The sequence below is a fragment of the Clostridium sp. LBM24168 genome (assembly GCF_052953915.1).
On sequence record NZ_CP196861.1, the window covers coordinates 137,465 to 160,771 of the forward strand.

At 35.5% G+C, this 23,307-nt stretch carries 17 protein-coding genes and 2 pseudogenes; 14 read left to right on the forward strand and 5 right to left on the reverse strand.

Going from position 1 to position 23,307, the window contains the following annotated elements; genetic code table 11:
• The first annotated feature begins 150 nt into the window (after nt 1–150).
• From ACSVC9_RS00695 to ACSVC9_RS00705, 3 genes are all read left to right on the forward strand, one after another.
• Nucleotides 151–1,506, forward strand: coding sequence for a sensor histidine kinase (locus ACSVC9_RS00695; RefSeq protein WP_446898478.1), 1,356 nt, complete (start codon nt 151–153; stop codon nt 1,504–1,506).
• A 66-nt stretch (nt 1,507–1,572) separates the two neighbouring features.
• Nucleotides 1,573–2,430: a tRNA 2-thiocytidine biosynthesis TtcA family protein gene (locus tag ACSVC9_RS00700; protein ID WP_446898479.1), complete on the forward strand. Its 858-nt coding sequence runs from the start codon at nt 1,573–1,575 to the stop codon at nt 2,428–2,430.
• Between the two features lie 14 nt (nt 2,431–2,444).
• Complete coding sequence (locus tag ACSVC9_RS00705) at nt 2,445–2,711, forward strand: hypothetical protein (RefSeq protein ID WP_446898480.1); 267 nt, start codon at nt 2,445–2,447, stop codon at nt 2,709–2,711.
• Between the two features lie 54 nt (nt 2,712–2,765).
• On the opposite strand, the gene ACSVC9_RS00710 is transcribed toward ACSVC9_RS00705, so the two are convergent.
• Nucleotides 2,766–3,335, reverse strand: a complete 570-nt coding sequence (locus ACSVC9_RS00710; RefSeq protein ID WP_446898481.1) for a hypothetical protein — start codon at nt 3,333–3,335, stop codon at nt 2,766–2,768.
• Nucleotides 3,336–3,373: 38 nt separating this feature from the next.
• Complete coding sequence (locus ACSVC9_RS00715) at nt 3,374–3,814, reverse strand: cell wall hydrolase (protein ID WP_446898482.1); 441 nt, start codon at nt 3,812–3,814, stop codon at nt 3,374–3,376.
• Nucleotides 3,815–4,021: 207 nt separating this feature from the next.
• On the opposite strand from ACSVC9_RS00715, the gene ACSVC9_RS00720 reads away from it, so the two are divergent.
• The 7 genes and pseudogenes from ACSVC9_RS00720 to ACSVC9_RS00750 form a co-directional block, all read left to right on the forward strand.
• Entirely contained in the window at nt 4,022–5,062 is a 1,041-nt protein-coding gene (locus ACSVC9_RS00720) for a cell wall-binding repeat-containing protein (protein ID WP_446898483.1), read from the forward strand.
• A 464-nt stretch (nt 5,063–5,526) separates the two neighbouring features.
• The gene (locus ACSVC9_RS00725) at nt 5,527–9,207 is read left to right on the forward strand and encodes a cell wall-binding repeat-containing protein (RefSeq protein WP_446898484.1); all 3,681 of its coding nucleotides are present in this window, start codon (nt 5,527–5,529) and stop codon (nt 9,205–9,207) included.
• Nucleotides 9,208–9,296: 89 nt separating this feature from the next.
• Complete coding sequence (locus ACSVC9_RS00730) at nt 9,297–9,749, forward strand: hypothetical protein (protein ID WP_446898485.1); 453 nt, start codon at nt 9,297–9,299, stop codon at nt 9,747–9,749.
• Nucleotides 9,750–9,787: 38 nt separating this feature from the next.
• A complete protein-coding gene (locus ACSVC9_RS00735) occupies nt 9,788–14,011 on the forward strand; it encodes a beta strand repeat-containing protein (RefSeq protein WP_446898486.1) in 4,224 nt (1,407 codons plus the stop codon).
• 374 nt (nt 14,012–14,385) lie between these two features.
• Nucleotides 14,386–14,751 carry a hypothetical protein gene (locus ACSVC9_RS00740; RefSeq protein WP_446898487.1) on the forward strand — a complete coding sequence of 122 codons (366 nt, stop codon included), beginning with the start codon at nt 14,386–14,388 and terminating at the stop codon, nt 14,749–14,751.
• A gap of 77 nt (nt 14,752–14,828) precedes the next feature.
• Nucleotides 14,829–15,425, forward strand: a complete 597-nt coding sequence (locus tag ACSVC9_RS00745) for an Ig-like domain-containing protein (RefSeq protein WP_446898488.1) — start codon at nt 14,829–14,831, stop codon at nt 15,423–15,425.
• A 221-nt stretch (nt 15,426–15,646) separates the two neighbouring features.
• Nucleotides 15,647–15,763: pseudogene (locus tag ACSVC9_RS00750) on the forward strand (IS982 family transposase); the annotation flags it as partial.
• Nucleotides 15,764–15,870: 107 nt separating this feature from the next.
• On the opposite strand, the gene ACSVC9_RS00755 reads toward ACSVC9_RS00750, so the two are convergent.
• Both ACSVC9_RS00755 and ACSVC9_RS00760 read right to left on the reverse strand, forming a co-directional pair.
• Entirely contained in the window at nt 15,871–16,308 is a 438-nt protein-coding gene (locus ACSVC9_RS00755) for a hypothetical protein (protein ID WP_446898489.1), read from the reverse strand.
• Nucleotides 16,309–16,617: 309 nt separating this feature from the next.
• The gene (locus tag ACSVC9_RS00760; RefSeq protein ID WP_446898490.1) at nt 16,618–18,372 is read right to left on the reverse strand and encodes a hypothetical protein; all 1,755 of its coding nucleotides are present in this window, start codon (nt 18,370–18,372) and stop codon (nt 16,618–16,620) included.
• Between the two features lie 77 nt (nt 18,373–18,449).
• On the opposite strand from ACSVC9_RS00760, the gene tnpA reads away from it, so the two are divergent.
• From tnpA to ACSVC9_RS00780, 4 genes and pseudogenes are all read left to right on the forward strand, one after another.
• Nucleotides 18,450–18,830, forward strand: coding sequence for an IS66 family insertion sequence element accessory protein TnpA (gene tnpA / locus ACSVC9_RS00765; RefSeq protein ID WP_446898491.1), 381 nt, complete (start codon nt 18,450–18,452; stop codon nt 18,828–18,830).
• Nucleotides 18,820–19,176, forward strand: a complete 357-nt coding sequence (gene tnpB, locus ACSVC9_RS00770) for an IS66 family insertion sequence element accessory protein TnpB (RefSeq protein WP_446898492.1) — start codon at nt 18,820–18,822, stop codon at nt 19,174–19,176. The genes tnpA and tnpB overlap by 11 nt, the downstream gene beginning before the upstream one ends.
• Nucleotides 19,177–19,264: 88 nt before the next feature.
• Complete coding sequence (locus tag ACSVC9_RS00775; protein WP_446898493.1) at nt 19,265–19,393, forward strand: hypothetical protein; 129 nt, start codon at nt 19,265–19,267, stop codon at nt 19,391–19,393.
• Nucleotides 19,348–19,818, forward strand: a pseudogene (locus tag ACSVC9_RS00780) (IS66 family transposase); the annotation flags it as partial. The gene ACSVC9_RS00775 and the pseudogene ACSVC9_RS00780, both read left to right, overlap by 46 nt.
• A 492-nt stretch (nt 19,819–20,310) precedes the next feature.
• Here ACSVC9_RS00780 and ACSVC9_RS00785 read toward each other — a convergent pair.
• The gene (locus tag ACSVC9_RS00785; protein ID WP_446898494.1) at nt 20,311–23,235 is read right to left on the reverse strand and encodes a beta strand repeat-containing protein; all 2,925 of its coding nucleotides are present in this window, start codon (nt 23,233–23,235) and stop codon (nt 20,311–20,313) included.
• Between the last annotated feature and the right edge of the window lie 72 nt (nt 23,236–23,307).

Below are 23,307 nucleotides of genomic sequence, written 5' to 3' on the forward strand. Positions count from 1 at the left end.
AAATTTATGTAGAGTTTTATCTGCAAAAATGTTTATATTTAGGTGTGTAAATGTTATAATATACTAAAAGATCCAATAAAATTCATTTAATTCATTGTATAACACCAGCTGTGATTTTTGATTATAGCTGTAGATTCGGGGGGTAATATCATGAATAATGTAAGAAATGCATTTAGGGGAGAAGAAGGTATAGGCGATTTCTTATCTATTGTTAAATTACTGTTTTTCGGTTTTTGTGTACTTCTGTATTTTATGAATTATAATGTAGAAAATTGGATTGGAACTATGATATTGGTGTGCATTTTTTTAATATGCTGTGCAATATGGATAATTTTTTTTATTAGAAATAAAGGCTCAGGATTCATATTGGTGCATAAAAAAATGATTCAGGCTATCGACAGCTTTATTTTTGTAGGATTTTTAACAATATTGATATGGCTGTCCAACATGGAGCTCAGTGAATATAAATTGCTTCTTCTTTTTATTGTGATAATTTCTACACTTCAATCTGGAGTTAATTATGGCATATGCATAGCTTCAATATCATCTTTAATGCTGTTTTTGACAGATTATGTATATATGCTTAAATATGACTTCCAGATCAATTTTGCGAATGATATTGTTACATGTGTTATATATATGGCTACTGCGTGGGTTATAGGCTATTATGTAAAGATGGAAGATAAATATATAGAAACAAAGGATGTTCAATTTGAAATCGATATGAAAAAAAATATTGAATTATTATCGGGTATATCGCATGATCTGAAGACACCATTGAATGTTATATTTGCTGCACTTCAGATGTTGTATACATGTAAAAACTGTGTAAATAAAAAGATCATCGACAAGCACGAGAAATATGTGGATGTAATGAAACAGAACTGTTACAGGTTGATGAAGATGATAAATACATTGCTTGATGTGACTAAAATCAATTCAGGCACCTTGAGGCTCAATGCTCACAACATAGATATTGTGAGTTCAATTGAAAGTATAGTGGATTCTGTAATTCCGTATGCAGAGGGAAAGAATATAAATATGATATTTGACACTGATGTGGAAGAGAAAATCATGGCTGTGGATATTGACAAAATAGAGAGAATAATGCTGAATCTTATCTCAAATTCGATGAAATTCACAAAAGATAGAGGAAAGATAGTTGTAGATTTTAAAAATAAAGGCAGTTATGTACTGATTTCTGTAGAGGATAATGGAATAGGAATACCGGAAGGCAAGCTGGATATGATATTCCAACAATTTTCCCAGGTGGAAAATCTCTATAGGGGAGGCTGTGAAGGGAGCGGCATAGGCCTCTATCTTGTGAAGTCCTTTGTAGAACTTCATGGTGGAGAGATCAGTGTTGAAAGCAGTTACGGCAGGGGCAGCAAATTTACTGTAAAATTGCCGGTTAATACTATAAAGGAAGATCATCCTGACAATAATATGAATTATGGAACAGACAAAGACAAAATAAATGTAGAATTTTCCGATATAACACTATAAGTATATTGTGATATAATATTTTAGAGAAAAGTTCAAAGAACAAATGGCAGGTGGAGGGGTCATATTATGGATGATATTGCGGGAACAGGATGCGACATACTGGTGCCTTTCAGTGAGAGGAAACCACTTTCGGATATAGAACACAGTATTACCAAGACATATAAAAAAAATATATGGTCGAAATTTGTAAAAGCTGTAAGTGATTTTAAAATGATAGAAGAAGGGGATAAAATAGCGGTGGCGGTGTCCGGAGGGAAGGACAGCATGCTTATGGCAAAACTGTTTCAGGAACTCAGGCGGCACTGGAAGGTCAAGTTCGAAATGGAATTCATAGCAATGGATCCCGGCTACCATGAAAGTATAAGGAAATTGCTTGTTGACAACTGCAGATATCTGAATATACCTATATACATATATGACTCCGGTATTTTTGATGTTGTAAATAAAATAGCAAAGGATTATCCCTGTTATATGTGTGCCAAAATGAGAAGAGGTTTTCTGTATACCAGGGCAAAGGAACTTGGCTGCAATAAACTTGCGCTGGGACATCATTTCAATGATGTTATAGAAACCACTCTTTTGAATTTACTCTATTCAGGGAACTTCAAGACGATGCTTCCAAAGCTGAAGTCCACGAATTTTGAAAACATGGAACTCATAAGGCCCCTTTATTTCATAGAAGAAGCCCACATCAGAAATTTCACGCAGAGCAGTGGAATATGGCCGCTGAATTGTGCCTGTATGGTGGCTGCAAAGAAGGTAGGCAACAAGAGATATGAGATAAAGGAGCTTATAGAAAATATGAAAAAATCCTTTAAGGGTGTGGATAAATCCATTTTCCATGCTGCAGAGAATGTAAATATGGACTCCATATTGGGGTGGACCGAAAATGGCGAAAAACATTCATTCCTGGAAAAATACTGAGGAGAGATGAAAGCTTGAAGATATGGGGAAAACTTTTAAGAAAAAACAAAATAATAAAGGACAGGGTAGTTTACCTGGAAGATGGTGAAAATTATCAGGAGGATCTGAAAAAGTGCATAGTGGAAATATGCAGGGAGTTTGACATAGAGAGGCCTTACTGGCTTCCCTCCAATGTGGATGAATACAACAGAAGGCGAAAGACTGCCTTCACAAAGGATAATTTTATGGACAGCATATGTTTTGACAAGTTCCTTATAGAGGAAATTGATATAAAAAATTAGAGACTCAGGGTTCAAGCATCTGCTATTTGAACCTTGAGCTTCTTTATTTTGTCTTTAACTGTCGAATATGGTTACAAATTTTATTGAATACAGGTCTGCCATTTCTCTCGAATTTGAGGCTTCCTCCCTGAGTATTATATAGCTTATTCCAACGGTTTCCAGTACCCCGGTACGGTCCTGCATTGTTCCGGTACCAAGAAGAAATGTAACTCTGACTCTTTTTCCTATCTGTGTCCTTAAATATCCCTGGATATAATTGGTATCCTGAATTACAGGTGAGCCTGGAGCCATTTCAAAACCGCAGCCTCCGGTAGTGCCGGTAGTACCTGCAGCACCTGTGGTGCCTGTTGTAGTCCCCTGTTGAACATGTCTTGTGGAGTCAGGGTCTACACATATATCTTCATTTTCTTCCTCTTCATCATCTCTGGTTTCATCAGGATTTTCATCTGAATTTTCTTCATCTTCAAATTCAGGAATGTCTCCTTCCGGATCATCTCCTTCAGGATTATAAGTATCTGCTATTGGATATGAAGTTTCACCCATGCCTGGATATCCGGGCATCATAGGGATACCGCGGGGCATCATTGGAATTGCAGCAAAATAGTCTGGATAGCTTGAAATCATAAATCAATTACCTCCATTGAATTAATAGAATTATATCTTTAAGTGTTTGCATATAGTTCCGTGGGATTATAAAAACAGTGATTGTTCACCTTGACCTGGAAGCTTCCGGTCCCATTGTATGGAAAAGTGTAGGGACATGGTGCATATGGATTGAAATACCACAGGGAATAACCTACATTGAACAATCTGTTCCCGGAAAGTGCCCAGTCCGCTATATCGTAGTGTATCTGGTCCGGTGGATTCGACCATATGGTCTGTGGATTGGATATACCACCTATAAGGGAGCGCATACAGTCAAACTGGCCTTCTTGAAAGAGTACCTTCCTTACATCACCCTGGCCTATTCTCTGGTATTCCCCATAAGGAACCCTGACCCTGTTCATTACAACAGTGGCAACGGCCCTCATGCCATTATCGCCTTCACCGCCGGCTTCGCATTTTATAATTCTGGCAAGCAGCTCTCTATCTGAAAAAGCCACATGTTTTCACCCCGTCAAACATTATTACATTATCAGTTTATTTAAACGGGAGTAAAAAGTTACAATTAAATTTTATATATTCTTTTTATTTTTATGTACAAAAATGTAAGTCAATGTTATATAATGTTATTGACTATTGTCAATAAATATGGTAATTTGCCTTTAAACTGCATATACATAAAATTTGAGGGAGGGATATATAAATTTATGATTAACGTGAAAAAAATTCTAGCGCCTGCAGCACTTTCACTTGCACTTGCTCTTGTATTTGGAGGTATAAAGGCGTCTGCAGCACCAAGCGTCACGAGAATAGACGGAGGTTCGGGAGGGAGAATAGGTACTGCAGATGAACTTGCAAAGCAGCAGTTTTCCACTGCTGAAAATGTAGTTCTCGTATATGGTTACGGTTATGCCGATGCGGTAAGTGCCACGCCTCTTGCAAAACAGCTGAAGGCACCAATACTTTTGACGGCTGGAGGCGACCAGCTTGAAAGCGAGGTTGAAAGTACCATAAAAAACCTCAAGGCAAAGAATATCTACATAGTAGGAGGTACCGGAGTAGTGTCCTCATCTATTGAGACAAGCTTAAAAGCACAATACAAGGTAGAACGTATTGAAGGAGCCGAAGATAAAACAAGAATGGGTACAAATGCGGCAGTAGCGGAAAAGGTACTGTCAATGAGCAAACAGACCACTGGAATGCTTGTATATGGTTATAACTATCCAGATGCCCTGTCTGTAGCGGCAATTTCTGCCCAAAAGGGATACCCTGTACTGTTTGCGGACAGCAAAGGTGTCAGCACCATAGTGAAAGAGGTGGCCAGTAAACTCAAGGTAAAGGCAGTAGGGGGAGATGCAGTTCTTCCAAATTCAGTTGTAAGTTCTGTAAATGGAACTAAAATAACGGGAAATACAAAAGACCGTTATGAAACAAATCTTGCAGTGCTTGACTATTTCAATGATAACGGGGGAGTTGATTTCAGCAAGGCTTATGTAGCAGTTGGAGGAGCTACACAGCTTGAATTTGCAGATGCACTTGTAGCATCGGCGGCAGCGGCAAAGGAAGGTTGTCCCTTGATACTTACAGGTCCGACGATAACTGATCCCACTATAAAGGCAAGAAATTACATGATTACTAAAAATGATAGTATAAGCATAATAATAGTGGGGGGAGAAGCAGCAATAACTTCTCAGGTTGAAGACTATTTTAAAAATAAGGATCCCTTTGGGATAATTGATATAGAATAAAAAAATAAATAAATTTTAAACTTTTTTGAAACATGTGCTAAATGTGGCACGTCTAATAAGTGTAAACAAAAAAATAACATTATTATATTATATGTAGTATTTGAGCATAATTTTTGCAGAAAAAGAAGGTTTTTTTCAACTTGTGTAGAATAGTATATCAATGAAATAAATACAACTGCAGACATATGCAGTCTGTAGAATTTGAAATTTAACTATGCTATAATAATCAGTAGGAATTGCATTAATTATGCAAATAATAAATTTTTATCAATATCACTTAAAATTATACTGAATTAGTAGAATGTGTGGTTTATGTGTGGTATAATAATGTCTGTTTTAAGAATTGTGTCCGAAAAGAGGACATGTATTCAACTATCAAACAAGTATATATTTAAAAATATATATATATTTTAAAAAGAATTTTAATTAAAGTTCACTTAAATTTCGAGGAGGGTAAATACATTATGAGTAAAAAAACTACAAAAGTGCTTGCAAGTGCTACGCTTATGTCATTGGTTTTGACTACGGCTCTTACAGCTGGACCAGCTAAAGCAGCAGCAGGACAGGTTACAAGAACAGGTGGCGTAGACAGATATGAGACTGCAGCAAAAGTTGCTACAGCAAACTGGACAAGTGATAACACTGACAGTGTTATTTTGGTCAATGGATTAAGCTATGCAGATTCAGTAAGTGCTTCAGCCTTGGCTAAAAAATTAAATGCACCAATACTTCTTACAGGAGCTGATTCACTTAATGCAAATGCAAAGAATGCATTGGATACATTAAAACCAAAGAATGTATATATTGTTGGTGGAACTGGTGTAGTTTCACAGGCAGTTGAAGATGAATTATCAAGCTACACTGTAACAAGGCTTTCCGGAGCTAACAGATATTCTACAAACCTTGCAGTAGCAAACAAACTGGTTGAACTTGGAGTAAGCAAGGACAATCTGTTGGTTGTAACAGGACAGGCATATTCCGATGCACTTTCTGCAGCACCAGTTGCAGCAGCAAAGGGAGAAATTCTCCTGCTTTCAACTAACGACAAGACTGTAATGCAGCCTACTTATGATTTTGCAAAGGATGCAAATGTTACAGTAATTGGAACTACCTACAGTGTAGATGATGCTACTTATGGCAATCTTGCAGCAGACAAGAGAGTAAACGGTGGAAAAGATAGATTTGAAACAAATATAAACATATTGAATGCATTTGACAGTGACTTGAAGAATGACTATCTCTATGCAGCAACTGCAAAAGCAAATGGAAGCGGTGTAAATGATACTGCATTTGCTGACGCACTTGTAGCTTCAGCAGTAGCTGGAAAGAATTCAGCACCACTTGTACTTCTTGATGGAACTAGTGCATCAGGAGAAGCAACTACAAATGCATTAGGTTACATTGGAACCAAAGCTACAAAGACTACTGACCTTCAGGTAATTGGTGGAACTGGAGCAGTTTCAGAAGCTACAGTTGACGCAATCAACCAAAAAGTAAATCCAACTCCTAATCCTAATGATGCGGAAGTTTCATCAATCGATACAGTAGGATTAAATCAGATCAAGGTTGTGTTCAACCAGGAAGTTGATTCAGATACAGCTGAAGAAGTAGCAAATTACAAGGTTGACGGAGATGCACTTACTGCTGATGATGCCGTTGCAACTCTTCAGGATGACGACAAGACTGTTTTGATCACTCTCGCTGATGCACAGAAGCAGAATGATGACGTGGATGTAACAGTTAAAAAGGCAATACTTACTGCCGACAAGTCAGAGACAGTTCCAGAATTCACACAGACTGTAACATTCTCCGATACTACAGCTCCTACAGTTGATTCAGTCAGTGTAAGAGGAAACAATAAACTTGATATTGTATTCTCAGAAGCTGTAAAGGCAGATGGATCAGACGAAAATGCAGCACTTAAATCAGTAGTATCCAAGCTTAAGATAAATGGAAAGAATTTGTCTTCTTTTGGAATCAATTATGATTATTCAGAACTGGATGACGGAATTGAAGCAAAAGAAGGTGGATATTACTATACAGACGAGGTAGAATTGTATTTTGATTCAAAACTTCCAACAGGAGACAATACATTAAAGGTTTCCGATGGAGATGAAAATGCTCTTGAAGATGCAGCAGGATTCCCAGTTGCAGAAACTACCGAAGATTTTTCAGTTGATGAATTAAGCAGTGCACCGGAAATCAAAAGTATAACAGCTAAAGATGATGGTACAGTTAAGGTAAACTTTGACAGACCAATGGATGCGAAGACAGCTGTAAAGAGCAGTTATTATAAAATAAATGGTGATGATATTCCATCTGATGCCGTAGCACTCAAAGAGGGCGATACTCAAGTTAAAATAACAAAGGTAAGCGGTCTATTAAATAAAAATTCAAATACAATATCCATCAGTGATGATGTAAAAGATGCTTATGGAAATCATGTAGAGGATGATACCAATGAATCATTTACATTGGAGGAAGATACTACAAAACCTACAGTAACTTCAATTTATGCTCTTGATGATGATACTATAAGAGTTAAATTCAGCAAGGATGTAGATGCACTTTATGCTACAAATAAATCAAATTACAAATTGAAGGACAATGACGGTACTGATATAACAGGTGAGATAGATAATATTACAGTTCCTGGTGATGACAACATTGAAGATGGAGATACTACAGATATAGTTGATATAAATGTAGGTGAAGATCTCACAGATTCACAATACACGTTGACAGTAAAGAATATTCAGGATACAGCTAAGACTCCAAATGTAATGGATGATTATACTGATACATTTGATGGCGCAGAGGATGTAAAGGCAAAGGCAGATGCATATAAAGTTGATGCCGACACAATTGTCATTGTATTCAACAAGTCAATGGATTCAAGTACACTGGATGATACAGACAGCTATGAATATGTAAATGCAAAGGGAGATACAAAGACACTCCCAAGCAGTGCGGATATTACAGTAAATGATGACAACAAGAGTGTAACAATAGATTTGAGTGATACATCACTTGCTACTGCTGATGGTAGTAAATCAGAGGAAAATACTATAGACTCAATATATGCAACTGGCGTCAAAGATGAGGACGGAAATTCCCTGAGCACTGGGAACAATGGTGGAACTCTTACAACATATAAGGGTGGTACTACTGCTAAGGCAACTTCATTGAGAGTTTATTATGATGGTGATGATCTGAAGGCAGATGTAAGCTTCACACAACCAATTGATGAAGATAGTGCAAATGAGGAAAATTTCAAATTGAATGGACAGACTCCAAGTACTGTTGGCGTAGATGGAAGCAAGGTAACTCTTACTTTCGACAGTGATGATGATGATGACAGCAGCACTGATACTTTGATAAACAAGGTAAAAGCTGAAGGTACTGAAGCAAAACTTGAGGTTACAGGAGTAAAAGATATACTGGGTACTCCAGTAACAGCTTCTGGAGTTCAGGTATACAGCTATGATGCAGCACCTAAGCTGATTATAGACAAAGACGGTAATGATGTTCAGAACTGGACAGCAACTTCTACTTCCGATGAAGCAGATATAAAGGTTGAATTTGATACTCCAATTGAAACAAGCAGTGTTAAACCTTCAGACTTTACATTCAATGTAGGTGGAACAACTGTAGATGCTTCTTCTGCATCAGCAGAGGGCAGTACAGTAACATTCAAATTCACAGGCAGTGATTTTGCTGATCTTAAGGAAGCTGCTGGATCAGATTCATCTATAAAAGTTGCAGTTAAACCAGTTACTTCTACAAAGATATCTAGTAAGAAAGATCTTTCCGGAGATTATGCATACTATGTACCTTCATCAGATGATACAAAGACAAATTATGTTACTTTGACACTGGATGGTACAAATCCAAATCCAGATCCTGGAGATGAAATTCCAGCAAAAACAGTTACTGCAGAATATAATAGTGATTTGTTTGGTACAAAAGTTGTAGTTAAACTTGACGGAGTAAGCGATGCAACAAGTGCAGCAAAATATGTTGTAAAATATAATGGCACAGTAGTACCTTATAATGTTGCTCAAAGCGGTTTTGCTATATTCATTGATGGAAATATAGATCAAGCTACTGCATCAAATGCTGTTACAGTTGAGAAAGCACAATAATTAGTTCCATATTGATATATTGAATTTTAAACTTCAACATTAGAAAATTTTCTAATGTTGAAGTTTGCTAAAAATTAGGAGGATTAGTTGTGGCATATAAAAATTCCATACATAAAATAGCTGCAGTAGCAGTGATTATGTTAATAGTGATAGCTGCCGTATCTATAAATGTTTCTGCTAAGATGGATGGAGTAGTGCTGAAAGATTCTTCTGGAAAGCTGTATAATTTTAATTATGAAAAGCTTAAAACATCATTATTAAATGAGGGAGCATTATATCAAAAATTTAGGGCATTAAAAGAAGAAAGTGCTTCAGTTTACTCATATCATGATGATGTACAAGAAAAGTATATATTAAGAACGAACTTAATAAATGCATTTTTAAATTCTACAGAAGACAAATTTAATGCACAGCTTGCTACTGAAACTCTGAAAACAGCAGATATGCCGTCTATAGTGTATGATCAAGTAGAAAATTCGGATGGTACTATTAGTGAAATTCCAATTAATGAAGATGATTTTGATGTAATAAGTATCTACTAAAATTAAGGATTTAAACATTTAAGGAGGTTTTTTAAATTATGAATAACTCGAAAAAGTTATTATCAGTTCTTTCAACGGCAGCAGTATCAGCTATTATTGCTTCTGTAATATCAACGCCTGCATCAGCTAAAATGGCTTCCGTTGTTTTAAAAGATGCTTCAGGAAAGCTTTATGAATATAATTATCAGGCATTAACAGATTCATTTGTTAATGGCACAAAGTTATATGATGATTTTAAAGCTCTTAAAGATTCTGGTGCTCAAGTATTATCATATTATGATGATGTACAGAATGAATTTGTATCAAGATCTACTTTAATTGATGCATATTTGAATGATACTACTGGGACTTTTAATGCTAAAACAGCTACGGAGACATTGCCTACAACAGCTGTGGACGGTACTATATATGAAAAAGTTGAAAACCCAGATGGAACAGTAAGTGAGCAACCAAAACAAGGTACGGCGGATGTTGAAGTAAGTTCAGTAAGTGCTGTTAATGCTACTACTGTTGAAGCAGGAGGAGTTCCTACAACAGTTGAAGAAGCAGACCTAAAAGATAAAAAAGTAACATTGAAGACAGGCGATGTTAGTTTAACAGCAACATATGTAGAAGGTTCATTGACAGCAGAAGGAAAAGCTAACTTCTTAATAGATGAGGGAAAGAAACTTACAGATGCTGCTGAATATACAGTAACATCAGATTGGGCAAGCTTTACTACAAGTAAATTTGTAGCTAAGGTGTCACCACAGTATATTAAGTCAGTTGAAGCTGTAACAACCGGTATAGCAGCTAAAGATACTACTGAAAGTACTGGAACAAGAACAATATCATTTGAGGCTAAGGATCAATATGGTGAAGATGTTGAATTAAATGCCACAAATACAGCAAACTTAAAAATAACAGGAACTAAGAATGGAATTCCATATTTAACATCAGAAATAGGATATATTCCAGGCGAAGACAACTTTACTATACCAAATACTGTAGTTGAGGGAGATAAAATTGCATTTACATTTACAAATAAAGATGCAGATGGTAATGTATTAGGAACTTCAACAGTTAACTATACAGTAACAAAGGCTGAAGCTGTTAAAGCAACTTCTATAGAAGCTATCAAGGCTTCATATAATAAACCTGTAAATAACCATCAGACAACTGATGATGTAACTGAAGTTATGCCTGATGATGAAATAACTTTAACGGCAGATGTAAAAGATCAATTTGGAAATCCGTTTTCTACTCCTAAAGTAAGATGGGTAGTAACTGAAGGTCAAAAACTAATTGCAGCTGATCCAGATACAGATAATACACAATCAGCTGATTTAGTAAATGCAACAAAAGATTATACAGTAGATAGTACTGTAGATAATGGTACTGATGCAAACCACAATGCTATATCATTTAAAGCAAATGCTGCGGGAACAGTAACAATTACAGCATACAGCCTTGACAATGCAGCAAGCAAATCATGGACAGTTCAAATTGGAGCCAAGAAGTTAACTAACATAGATGCAGTAACATTTACAACTCCATATAATAAAGAAGCTAATAAGTCAGCTGTAGTAACATATACAGAAGGTGCTGCTTTAACTCCTGATATATTAAAGTTTAAAGTGACATCTTTACCAGCTGGTGCAGCTGAATCAGATATAACATTCTCAGCTGCTTACGGAACAACAGAAGCTACTAAGAATAACATATATATAACTGCAACTACTCAAAAAGAGGGAACTTATAAATTTAAAGCATATGTTGGGGAAAGTTTTGATAAGGCAACTGTTGTTGGTGCAGAATCGACAATAGCGACAACAAAGAATCCAGCACCTGTATCAATTGAAGTTCCAGCATTTGCAGCAAATGAATTACCAGCAAATTCTGAAGTTAAGAAAGATGTAACATTTAAGAATAAGAATGGTGAAACAATTTCTGTAAACGCAAAAGACTTAGTAGTAACGGGTACTACTGGTATAACTGTTAATGCATATGATAAGGATGGAAATGCTTTAACTATTGGAACAGATACGGCACCAGTAGCTAAATTAGGATTTACAGCTAGTGCTGCAGGAAGTTATACTGTTAACCTTGTGAGTGGAGCAGCAAATGCAAGATTGGATATAGTAGCATCAGATACAGCTCAAATTTCTAGTATTGAACTTGCACAATCAAGTGTGTCTGTAATAACAGCAGATAGCAAAGATGCAGCAACTCCTTCAGATAAAGATTTGGTAGCTATTAAGGGTGGTGTGGCATACAAATTAATACCAGTAACATTTAAGGATCAATATGGAAATGCAACAAGCGTAAAAGCTAATCAATTTGATCTAACTGTAACAGGTACAGACTCTAACACTAAACCAGATGTAGAACTTTGGGATGGAACTGCAGATGATACAGCAGATTTAACAGCATCAGATGATAAGGATATTAAATACATTGCAGTAAAAGCTGGAACTGGTGATACTACTCAAGTATTAACTCTTCAAGCTAAGGTACGAGATGGAGGAGCGAATGTTGGAGCACCTGCCACATTAACTGTTAATGTACAAGCTGAAAGAGCACTGAATTCACTAAGTGTTGAACCAGCAGATTCCAAGTTAGTAGCTGGAGCAGCTCAAGAATTTACAGTCAAGGGTGTAGATCAATACGGCGAAACAATAAATCTTGATGGTGCTAAATTAAAGCTGGCAGCCCCAGAAAACGGAGAATACAAACTTATAGATGCTGTGGGTTCTGATGCAACAACTGGCACAGATAGTGATGATAATGGAATAGTTAGAATTAAGGCAGTTACTCCAGGAACTTATACAGCAGTAGTTTACTATGATTCCAATGATAACAACAAAGATGCTTCTGATAAAACAGTAAGTATTCCATTAACAATCCAGGAAGTAGGAGATGCTATTAATTCAATTAGCATAGACCCAACTGTTGTTGCTGATGTAAATACAGAAGATTATAATGGAAAATATGATGTATCTAAGAACAAACTTTATGTTGAGAGTGGACAAGATTCAAATAAGTATACCTTTAATGTAAAAGCACTCGATGCAGATGGAAATAATGTTGGATTGGATCAAGAATCCGTAATATATAGTGTAGTAAGCAGTGATATAATAAACCAAACTGATCCAGATGCTAAAGTAACAGTTACAACTGAAAACTTTGATAAAAATGTATTGACAATAAATACAGACGGAACAAATATTGGAGATCAATTAACAGGATCAGTTACAATAAAAGCATCTACATTGAATGGAAAGACAGCTACAATAACTTTAAATGTAGATTCAAAAGCAGGAGAAGCTCAAACGGGAACTTACTATTTTTCAAATATAAAAGATGGTAAGGATGCATCAGATCCAACAAAAGTGTTGCCAGCACTTACGTCAGTAGACTTAACAGAAGATGATACACCAGACTTAACTACGGATGGATCAAGAGAGATTTATCTCATAGCAGTAGATCAGTATGGTAAACTTGTAAATGCTGATGAAAATGCATCTGCAATTGTAATTGGTTCCGATAGCTCATCATATTTCGATAAATCAATAGGTGGAACTGATAATGGAATCGATGAGTCTGTTAAGTTGACAGCTAAAGCAGTAGGTACATCAACATTAAGGGTATTTGCTAATGGAAATCAAGAAGCTACATTAACAATAACTGCTAATCAAGATGCTGTAGATGCAGCAAAGGCAGCATCAGCAGCAACGAAGGCAGAAGCTAAGACTAATGCAGAAGCAAAAATAGACGCAATACCTAATGCTGATTCAATTGATCATGCTGGGCTGTCAGCAGCTCAAACGGCTGTAAATGAGGCAAATACAGCAGTAAATGATGCGAAGGCAGCAGGCTGGACACAAACTGAAGTTGAGGCATTTACAGGTTATGCTAAAATAGCAGAAGCAGAAACAGCAATAGCTGACCAAACAGCTGTAGATACTGCAGTAACAACTTTAGCAGATGGATCAGTTACTATTACTGATGCAGCTGCTCAGCCAACAGTTACATTAAATACACCAGCTGAAGCTGATGGTAGTATAGCTTATACTTTTACAGCTAAAACTGATGATAATGCAACTGTAACAATTAACAATCCAGCAACAACAGCTACAGTAACAAGAAATGCTACGGCTGGAAACCCTACTATCACAGTAACTGCTACTAAAAATGGAAAAACAGCAACACAGGTTTATGTGATAACAGTTCCAGCAGGAGCAGATTCAACGGAAGCTGTTACAATAGCTAAACAAATTTAGTATGAACATGTAGACAGAGAGGGATAACTAAAGAGGTTACTCATCTCCATTTTAAACAAATAAGCGAAAATAAATCATATCAAAAAGACTATTGGATAGAATACTGTTTTATCTGATAGTCTTTTATTTATTATCTTTTTTAATTATAAGGTTAAATTTATGTTAAGTCATTATGGAATTAGTGGTAGTAAAGGGTCAACATGTATTATTATGATAAGAATGACCATTTAAGAATTATAGGGATATTTATCAATATTTCTCCATTCCTAAGAGATATGGTTTTATCTTGTAAGCTAATATAGAAATTATAAATTGAATAGTATGGAAAATAATAATATAATTTGATTATGCGAAAAACATAGGAGGTAAAGCAGATGAAGAAACGGACAAAAATAATAGCTGCAGCAATTTTAGCAATAGTAGTGGCTATTGCTGGATATTACTTCTATCAGAAATATAGCCTTGATAAAAGAGTACAGACATCTGATAAAATGATGAAGGATAAGGGTATAGAGCAGAATAATACAGATAACTCTATAGTTAAGGATATATTGAAAAATGATTCTGATCTGGAGTATGCTTACATAAGCCATAATGGTGAAACTGTAATGTTAAATTTGAAATTTAAAAAAAGTATACAGGATAAGGACAAATATGCTAGGGTGAGCAAGTATATGGATAAGCTTAGAGGGAAATATAAAGGCAGGAATATAAATGCAGCAATGATTCCGGACAATTAGACCATTAAAATAACCTTTTATTAATTCATTATTAGTATTATAATCTAATAGATATTATATTGGAGGTATGAATCAATATGAAAAAAAATATGAAATGGGTTATTATTTGTATTTTTGTAGTCATTATAGCCATAGGATTAGTTTATAAATATAAAAATTATACCTATACTAAAAAAATATCTGAAGAAAAGAAACAGGAGCTTAAAACTCAGCAAAAAACAGTTGATAAATCGCCATCTCTTGGAGTTGGAGATTCACAGACATTGAATTTGTCATCTACAGATAGTTCTAATAAAAAATTCAAATGGAGTTCCAGTAATACAGCTGTTGCAGTCGTGGATAAAGATGGAACTGTAAAGGCGGTAAAAAACGGTACAGCTGTAATAACAGCGATTGCACCCAATGGTAAAAAGGAATCTTACAAGGTACATGTAAAAAATACTTCTTCAGAACTGAGCTTTAATGTTGATACAGTATATGATCCTGATTTATTTGCAACCAGAATTGTTGTTACGCTAAATGGTGTAAAGGCGGATGATTTAAACAAATATATTGTCAAATATAATGGAACTCAAGTTAAATTATATCCTGAAAAGAAGTCATTCAGACTAGCTGTTGATGGTAATGTAAGTACTTCCGCTGCACGATCAAAGATTTCAGTAAGTAAGAAATAAATATATTAACCTGTTGTGCTAGTTAAATTCATTAACATAATTTACAAATAGAAAAACTCTGGCAAATATGTTGCCTTATCATTAAAAAATCACCAAAATCCTAACGATAGGGAGAAAAACATACGTGCCAGAGTTCAAGAAAGATTATACTATAGAAATTGAGGGAATGGGTATAGATTTGTGTAAAAACCAAATCTATACCCATTATTTTTGCATAGTTAATTGGTATATTTGGAATAATTGATGACTTTTACCACAAAGTTACTCCAGCACATATTAAAAATCGCAGAAATATTGATAAAGCAATTATTAGTGACAGTGAAATAATTACTCTCTCTGGTTGGGGAACTTCGTCATGGAGCAAATCCGTCAAGAAATATAGCATGCAATTACAGCACTTGATGTATATTTGACTGATTTTATCTCAACTTCCTGGACATTTCCCTTATATTCCATTCTTCAATAGCCACTTGCCATTTTTCTTAGCTACTATCCAATAGTTTGCAGTTTTCTTCTCTTCTTCATCATTTATATTTTTTAAGTAATATACCTTATAAAGATTGTCATTTTCCTTTTCAACCTTCATGTGTTTTATTACTCCATTAATACTATCTGAGCCATATTTAAAAAAGTCGTTGGTTTTATGATTTTTTCTATAGCTCTCAAATTGACTTTCAATTAACACGCTTTTAGGATCAGTAAATAACGCCTTATATTCTGTGTAAGTTCCTTGATCAAAGTATTGAATCCTAACTAATTTATGTATTGGCTCTAACGGTGTTCCTATGCCCTGAATTTTATTAGTATAGGTTTTATAAGAAATACTCCCAATTAAAGCTATAATTATTACTATAATTCCTATTATAATTCCTTTTTTCCTCATATCTTTTACCTCTTTTCTATGTTATTTATACCCGCTATATTATAACCATAAAAAGACCATTAGATAGAGTATATAAAGGATATTTTATCTAATAGTTTTTTTTATGGTATGTTTTATTTATTTTTCAGTTAGCAATATAGCCTAACTATATCTATAATTTTTCATTTATTTATTTAAGTCTGAGAAGGAAGGTTTCCCCTCCTCCTCCATTTTGTATTGATTTATTTATTTCTCATTATCGGACAAACTTCCAGAGATCACAGTTACCCTAGGGAGGGCAGTTTGCATCCTAAACTTGTTACTTTGATGCTATGGAGTTACATCAATTGTAATATCACCTGAAGCTGAGTTTCCAGCAATATCTGTCACATTTGCAGCTGTAATAACAAAATCTGAAGCTAAAGTGGCCTCATTAGAAAAATTATTAGTAATTACTAATGTAGTACCATCAGCAGGTGTAGCAGCTAAATCAGCTGCACTCACCCCAGTTATCCAGTTACTTCCACCAGTATTAGTTTTTATTTGATTCAATATTGCTGTCCAGGAAGCAGCACTCAATGACTCATCAGCTGTTAGGGTAAGAGTTCCTGATGCACTTATACTACTATTAGTACTTGCATTTATAGTTGTTGGTTCTGTATTATCAGCTGTAACTCCTGTAGAAATACCACTAGCTGAAACAGTATTTCCTGCAGCATCAGTTGCTGTTGTCAATGCAGCTGTTATTGGAGAATTACCAGCAAGATTATTTGCTGTAAATGTATAAGTGTTGCCAGTAGTGTTAGTTATTGAAGCTGCTGTACCACTACTTAAAGTAAATCCTGGAGTTCCAACTAGAGCCTCATTAAATACTGAAGTGAATGTAACTGTAGTTCCAATCTTAGCAACTGACTTATCAGCTGTTATTGTTGCAGTTGGTGCTGTATTATCTATTGTAAATGTCTTAGTTACACTGTTCCCATTATAGCTTGCAGTTATATCAACCGTTCCATCCCCTGTTGAAGCTGTAACTAATCCGCTAGCATTTACACTTGCTTTTGCATTACTTGCTGAAAAAGTTGCAGATGATGTTACATCTGTTGAACCACTCTTTACAGTTAACTGTGAAGTAGCAGCATTTTTCAATATACTATCCGTATCTGATCCGCTAATTGTAAGTGCATCCTGTTGAACTGCAAATGTCCTTGTTACATTTGATGCCATAGTTTCAGCTGGAGTTCCTGTTCCAGTTAATCCAGTTGCTGTTATTGTATAAACATGTCCTGCAGTTAACTTAGCAAGTGGTCTTATTTCTACTCTATTAGTAGTTAAAGCACCTATGCCATCACCATCAGTTACAGCTAGATTACCCTGTAATAATGTTACATATGAATTTGCTGTATCATCATGCAACTTAACATTGTCAGGAGTTACTGTTGTTGAGTCTAAATTCTTGTCAAAGTCAAGTTTTAATACGCCTGTATCTCCATCCTGTACAACTCCATTATTTACAACCGTATTATTAGCTCCATCAAACGTTATATCAGCTGCAACCTTATTTCCTGAAGCATCTTTGATATATGCTGTATCAGCAGTTACAGTTGTTGTATCTATTTCAGCACTAGGAGTCACTCTTACCTTAGCTGTTGTTAATACTGTATTTGCGCCATCTGATCCATCTGCATATCCTGCTGCTGAATTATCGCTTGGACCATCAACATCTACTGATAAAGTAGCACCTGTACCTGTAGTAACATTTATACTAAATGGTGCCATTACGTTACCTTGCTTATCTTTAGCACCTGATATTGAAATTCTATATTTATGTCCTGCAGTTAATTTACTTGCAGCAGCTTCATTTAATGTAATATTATCTCCATTTGCAGCATCATGATTTACTGTAGGTGCTAATGCTGTTACCCCTGTTAACGTAACCGGTAATCCAGTAGCTAAATCAATAATTTGTACTGTTGGGGTAGCATAAGTTGTATCTGATGATAACGCTAAATCTGTATCATTAAATACAAATATTAAATCTTGATTAACAGTAAGGGTCAAGTAAGAAAGTGGATAGAAAATGTTCAACAAATGTGAGATAATCTTCTAAAATAAGTTTTAAAGTTTTTCAAGTTAACTTTAAAAACTTTAAAAGGAGATTTTATATGGATGTACAAAAAGCAACTCAAGAATATAGAATGAGTGAGTGGATTAAAATTATACGTGAATGCCGCAGCAGTGGTAAGACTGTGAAATCATGGTGTACGGAAAATGGCATCAGGACCAACAGGTATTATTATTGGTTGAGAAAAGTACGTGCTGCTGCCTGTGAAGCCCTCCCTTCCAAAAATCCAGGGGAACAAATAGTTCCTGTAGATACTTCCAAATTATCAGGCATCATTTCCACAGATGCAGCCTATGTTTCTCCAGAAACAGATCAGGCTGATATTATTATTCGTTTTGGCTGTGCAGTTCTTGAAATTCGCAACAGTGCCTCAGCCAGTTTAATTGAAAATGTTGTGAAGGTGCTACAAAATGCTGGGTGATATTTCAAAGGCAGAGAAAATATATATTGCAACTGGAAATACTGATATGAGAAAGTCAATTGACGGGCTGGCCGCCATCGTACAGAAGAATTTTGAATTGAATCCGTTTCAGAACAGTCTGTTTCTCTTTTGCGGACGGAAGAGAGACAGACTGAAGGCATTGTATTGGGAAGGCGATGGATTTGTACTTCTATACAAGAGGTTGGAAAATGGATGTTTTAAGTGGCCTAAAGATGCAGAAGCAGTAAAATGTATAACACCCCGGGAATTTAGGTGGCTTATGGAAGGGCTATCTCTGAATCAGCCAAAGGCTGTAAAGAAAGTAGATATACAAATTGCCCTCTAGTGTCAGAGAAATCTGAAATCATGCGGTTTTATAGAAATTTATGGTATAATAACAGGTATAAAAAATAAGTAAAGGAACTGCCTCAATTATGTATACCAAAAATGAAGTTATAGAGCTTAAAAATCGCATAGCACAGCTGGAGAAGGAGAATAAAAACCTCCATGAGACACAGGAATTGATTTCTGCAACAAACTCTTTGCAGAGGAAAAATCAATGAAAGATCTTATGCCGGATGAGCGAAAGAAAAAGCGTCTTGAAACGGAAAAACCGATTCTTGAGGCCTTTTGGAGGTGGCTTGATTCCGTAAAAAACAGCTGTCTTCCCAAATCGAAACTTGGAAAAGCTGTAGATTATGCAGTAAATAATAAAGAAGGATTTATGAATTATCTTCTGGACGGCAACTGTGCTATTTCAAACAACCTTTCTGAAAACAGTATAAGGCCTTTCACTTTAGGAAGAAAAAATTGGCTCTTTAATGGAAGTCCCAGAGGTGCTGAAGCAAGTGCAGCAGTCTACAGCATGATTGAAACGGCTAAAGCCAATGGATTGGAGCCATACGGCTATCTTGAATTCCTGCTTAAAAATCTGCCTGGTGTCCAATTTGAAACACATCCTGAATTCTTGGAAGAATACCTGCCCTAGGACCAATGGGTTCAGTCTTCCTGCAAAAAGAACAAATAGCAAAAATAAGACCACTCTAAATGAATGGTCTTTGTTTTTGTAAACACACACCGGATAATTTACCGCTTACCTTGATTTTATCATTATCACATAAATTCTTCAAAATGGCGAACATCCTCATGCTACCTGAATTGCCATCAATTCCATAATGACTTAACATAAACTTTACCTTATAATAAAAAAATATAATGAGAATAAAAGACTATCAGATAAAACAGTATTCTATCCAACAGTCTTTCTGACATAGTTTATTTAATTTTTCAGCCAGAATATGGCCTGACTATTTTGTGAAGATTTGATATGATTAATTTTTGAAGTGAATTTGTTTCCGCTCATTTGTTTAAATTAGAGAAGGAAGGTTTCCCTTCCCTCTTTCTTTATAGTTTTATTTCTTTCGACAAACTCCGAGTGATACCTTATACCTTTGCGAATAAAGTACACCTAAGTCTGATACTATTTTATTGTTATATTGTAAGTTGATGCATTTCTTACTGGAGTTTTTCCGTTCACTGATTTGATAAGTCCATCAAATAAATCTCCAGCTGGTGCATTAAATTTAACTAAGCTGTCTATATTCTCTGTTCCATCAAGGGTAACTACTACTTTTGTATAATCAGTAGTTGTTCCATCTGTTGCATAATGAACTGCTGATTCATCGACAGTTGTTTCTCCATTGTCACTTGCAGCTACTAAATTAAGCTCACTTGCTGTTCCATCATATACAAGTCCGTCGCTATCCTTAGTTGCGTCTATAAATGCAGTTGCACCTGTTCCTGTAGTTGTTAATGTTGAATCTAATCCTACAGCCTTATCAAATGCATATGTTAATGTATGTGCTGCACTGTCATAAGTTATACCTTGAAGAGTTGGAGTCCCAGTTGTAAATGTTATAACTTCAGTATCATCATCAGCTAATGCCTCAACTTCTTGTCCCCATAGATTCTTAATATTACTTGAAGCTTCAATGTCTATTTGAGCCTGTCCCTCTGTCAACGTAAGAACATCGCTACCTGAATTTTGTGGTGTACCATTAAATTTAAGAGTTATAGTATCTCCTGATTTATTGGCTACTTCAAGTTTTGGATCATTTACTGAAACACCATCAGCTGTTTCTAAAGTTATTGACCCTACATTTGGTGTTTGTGTAGTATCTATAGCTTTATCAAATTTTAATGTAAGTGTATCATCAGTATCTACTATTCCATTATTGTTAGCATCTGCAAACCCAACTGATGTCAATTTTGGTGCTATTGCTGCATCTGGAAGAGCTACTACCTTACTTTCTGATGTATAATCATTTCCTTTTATATCTTTAACACCATTAACACCAATAACAGTTCCTCCTGTTCCCAATGTTAATGTTGGTGCAGCCCCTAATGTCACATTAAGAATGTTAGTATCTGCTCCATATGCAACTGAAGCTCCTGTTCCAAATTCTTCTTGCAAATCTGAAGCTGCTGGTAATTGAACTGGTTCATTATAGAATAATTGTACTACATCACCTTGAGATACTTTTGAATCTCCATTATCAGTGATAAGCTTAGTTTTAGCTGGCACTATTGTTGGTGCTGCAGAATCATCTGATGCTAAAGAAACAAATGTAGTTTTGTTATCTTTAATAGCTACTCCATTTTTGTCCTTTAATCCAGTATATTCTACTGTGTAGCCTGTTGTATCATTTACTAGGATTGGAGTTGTACTGTCTGCTGTTAAGAATACAGTATCCTTATCTCCATCTCCGTCAGTATCAACATAATCAACGGATTTTATTGATATAACATCATTAACATTAGTTGTTCTGTAAACTTTGTAATTTGATGCGTTTGTAGCTGTAGCTTCATCAAATCCACCTGTAGCTATAGCTAATTTTATTTGTCTCGATGATGCCTGCGTAGCAGTTATTGCTCCTGCTGCTGCATTATCATTATATGTTGGAGTTGTTTCTTGAACAGCTACTTTGTTTCCATTAACATCTGATATAGTTGAACCATCTTTTATCTCAACTTTTGCTGTTCCAGCCTTTATTGCATTAATTTCATCTCCATCTGTGAAAACAACTTTTACAGTTTTCCCTGTAGGATCTATATCAGTATCAACTGCAGCTGCTGCTGATACATTTCCTGCTACTGTCGTTAAAGATGTTTCAGTTCCTGCTACATCAACAACTAATTTTCCATCATTCGTTATAGATTCAGGTCTTACTGCTTGATCAAATGTTATATATAATGCCTTTGAGGCAATATTATTATCCGTATCTGCTGTTGTGTAGAATTTAGCTCCTGTAACTTGTGGCGCAACCGTTTCTTTAGTATAAGATAAAGCTGCATTAGCTGTATCTGTTCCACCAGCAGCCCCTGTATCATTTGCATAAGTTCCAGTAGCATCAGTTACTGCTCCATCTGTCACAACTACTCTATAAGTTACATTGTCAGTATCTCTCTTTGCTCCCAATAAATCAATAGCTGCTTGATCTAGTTTAAATGATATTGTTTGAGCACTTGCTCCTGCTTGTTCAAATGTATAATCAGCATCGTTTAAAGTAGCTAAAGTTCCTCCTACTGTAGTAAATCCATCTGTGCTCCATTGAACATCAAATTTACTTGTATAAACATTTGATGTTTTTATTGGTGTATTGAAACTTAAAGCTAATTTATTAGTAGCCTCGTCATATGAAGCTGATGCAAGTTCTGGTCTTACTATTTGAGATAAAGTTTTCTCAGCATCGGCAGTCGTTAAGTTATTACTAGCATCTTTTACTGCTCCTGCTTTAACTACAACTTTTGCATCTGGCTGTAGTTGTCCAAGCTCAGTAGCCTGATCAGCTGTTAATGTTATTGAAGCATCTAATTGACTTGATGCCGGAGCTGCTCCATTCAATGTAACAGTTTTTGAACCGTTAACTATTTGAATCAAGGATGGATCAACAACTGTAGTTGGTTCATCAAATGATAATGTTAATTTTTTAAGTCCATTATCATATTTAGAAGTTAATAATGTTGGCGCTGTTGTATCTACTCCTGTAGTTCCTGTAAATTGAACATTTGAGTTTTCTACTATTGTATTAGGTGCTGCAGCTTTATCTTTTACATTTGATGCATAAAGTATATAGTCTGAATTATTCAATCCATCTAATACAAATCCCGGCAAGTCTGTGTCTGGTGTTCCTTCATCACTTGCATCTACAATTTTTATTAATACTGTCTTATTATCTGCCTGAAGCTGTGCTGATGCTTGGACATCTGCTCCACTACTGGCTGTACTAAAATTATATAGTTTTGAAGCCCCAGCTGAGTATATTTTGTAATTTGCTGCTATATCAGTAGCTGTTGTTTGGTCGACTTCTTCCGAATACTTTATTTCTATTGTTTTAGAATCCAATGCTTTAACACTTGCTATTGTTGGTTTTTTGTAGTCAAAATCCGCAGCTTCACTTTCATTAACAGTTAATGA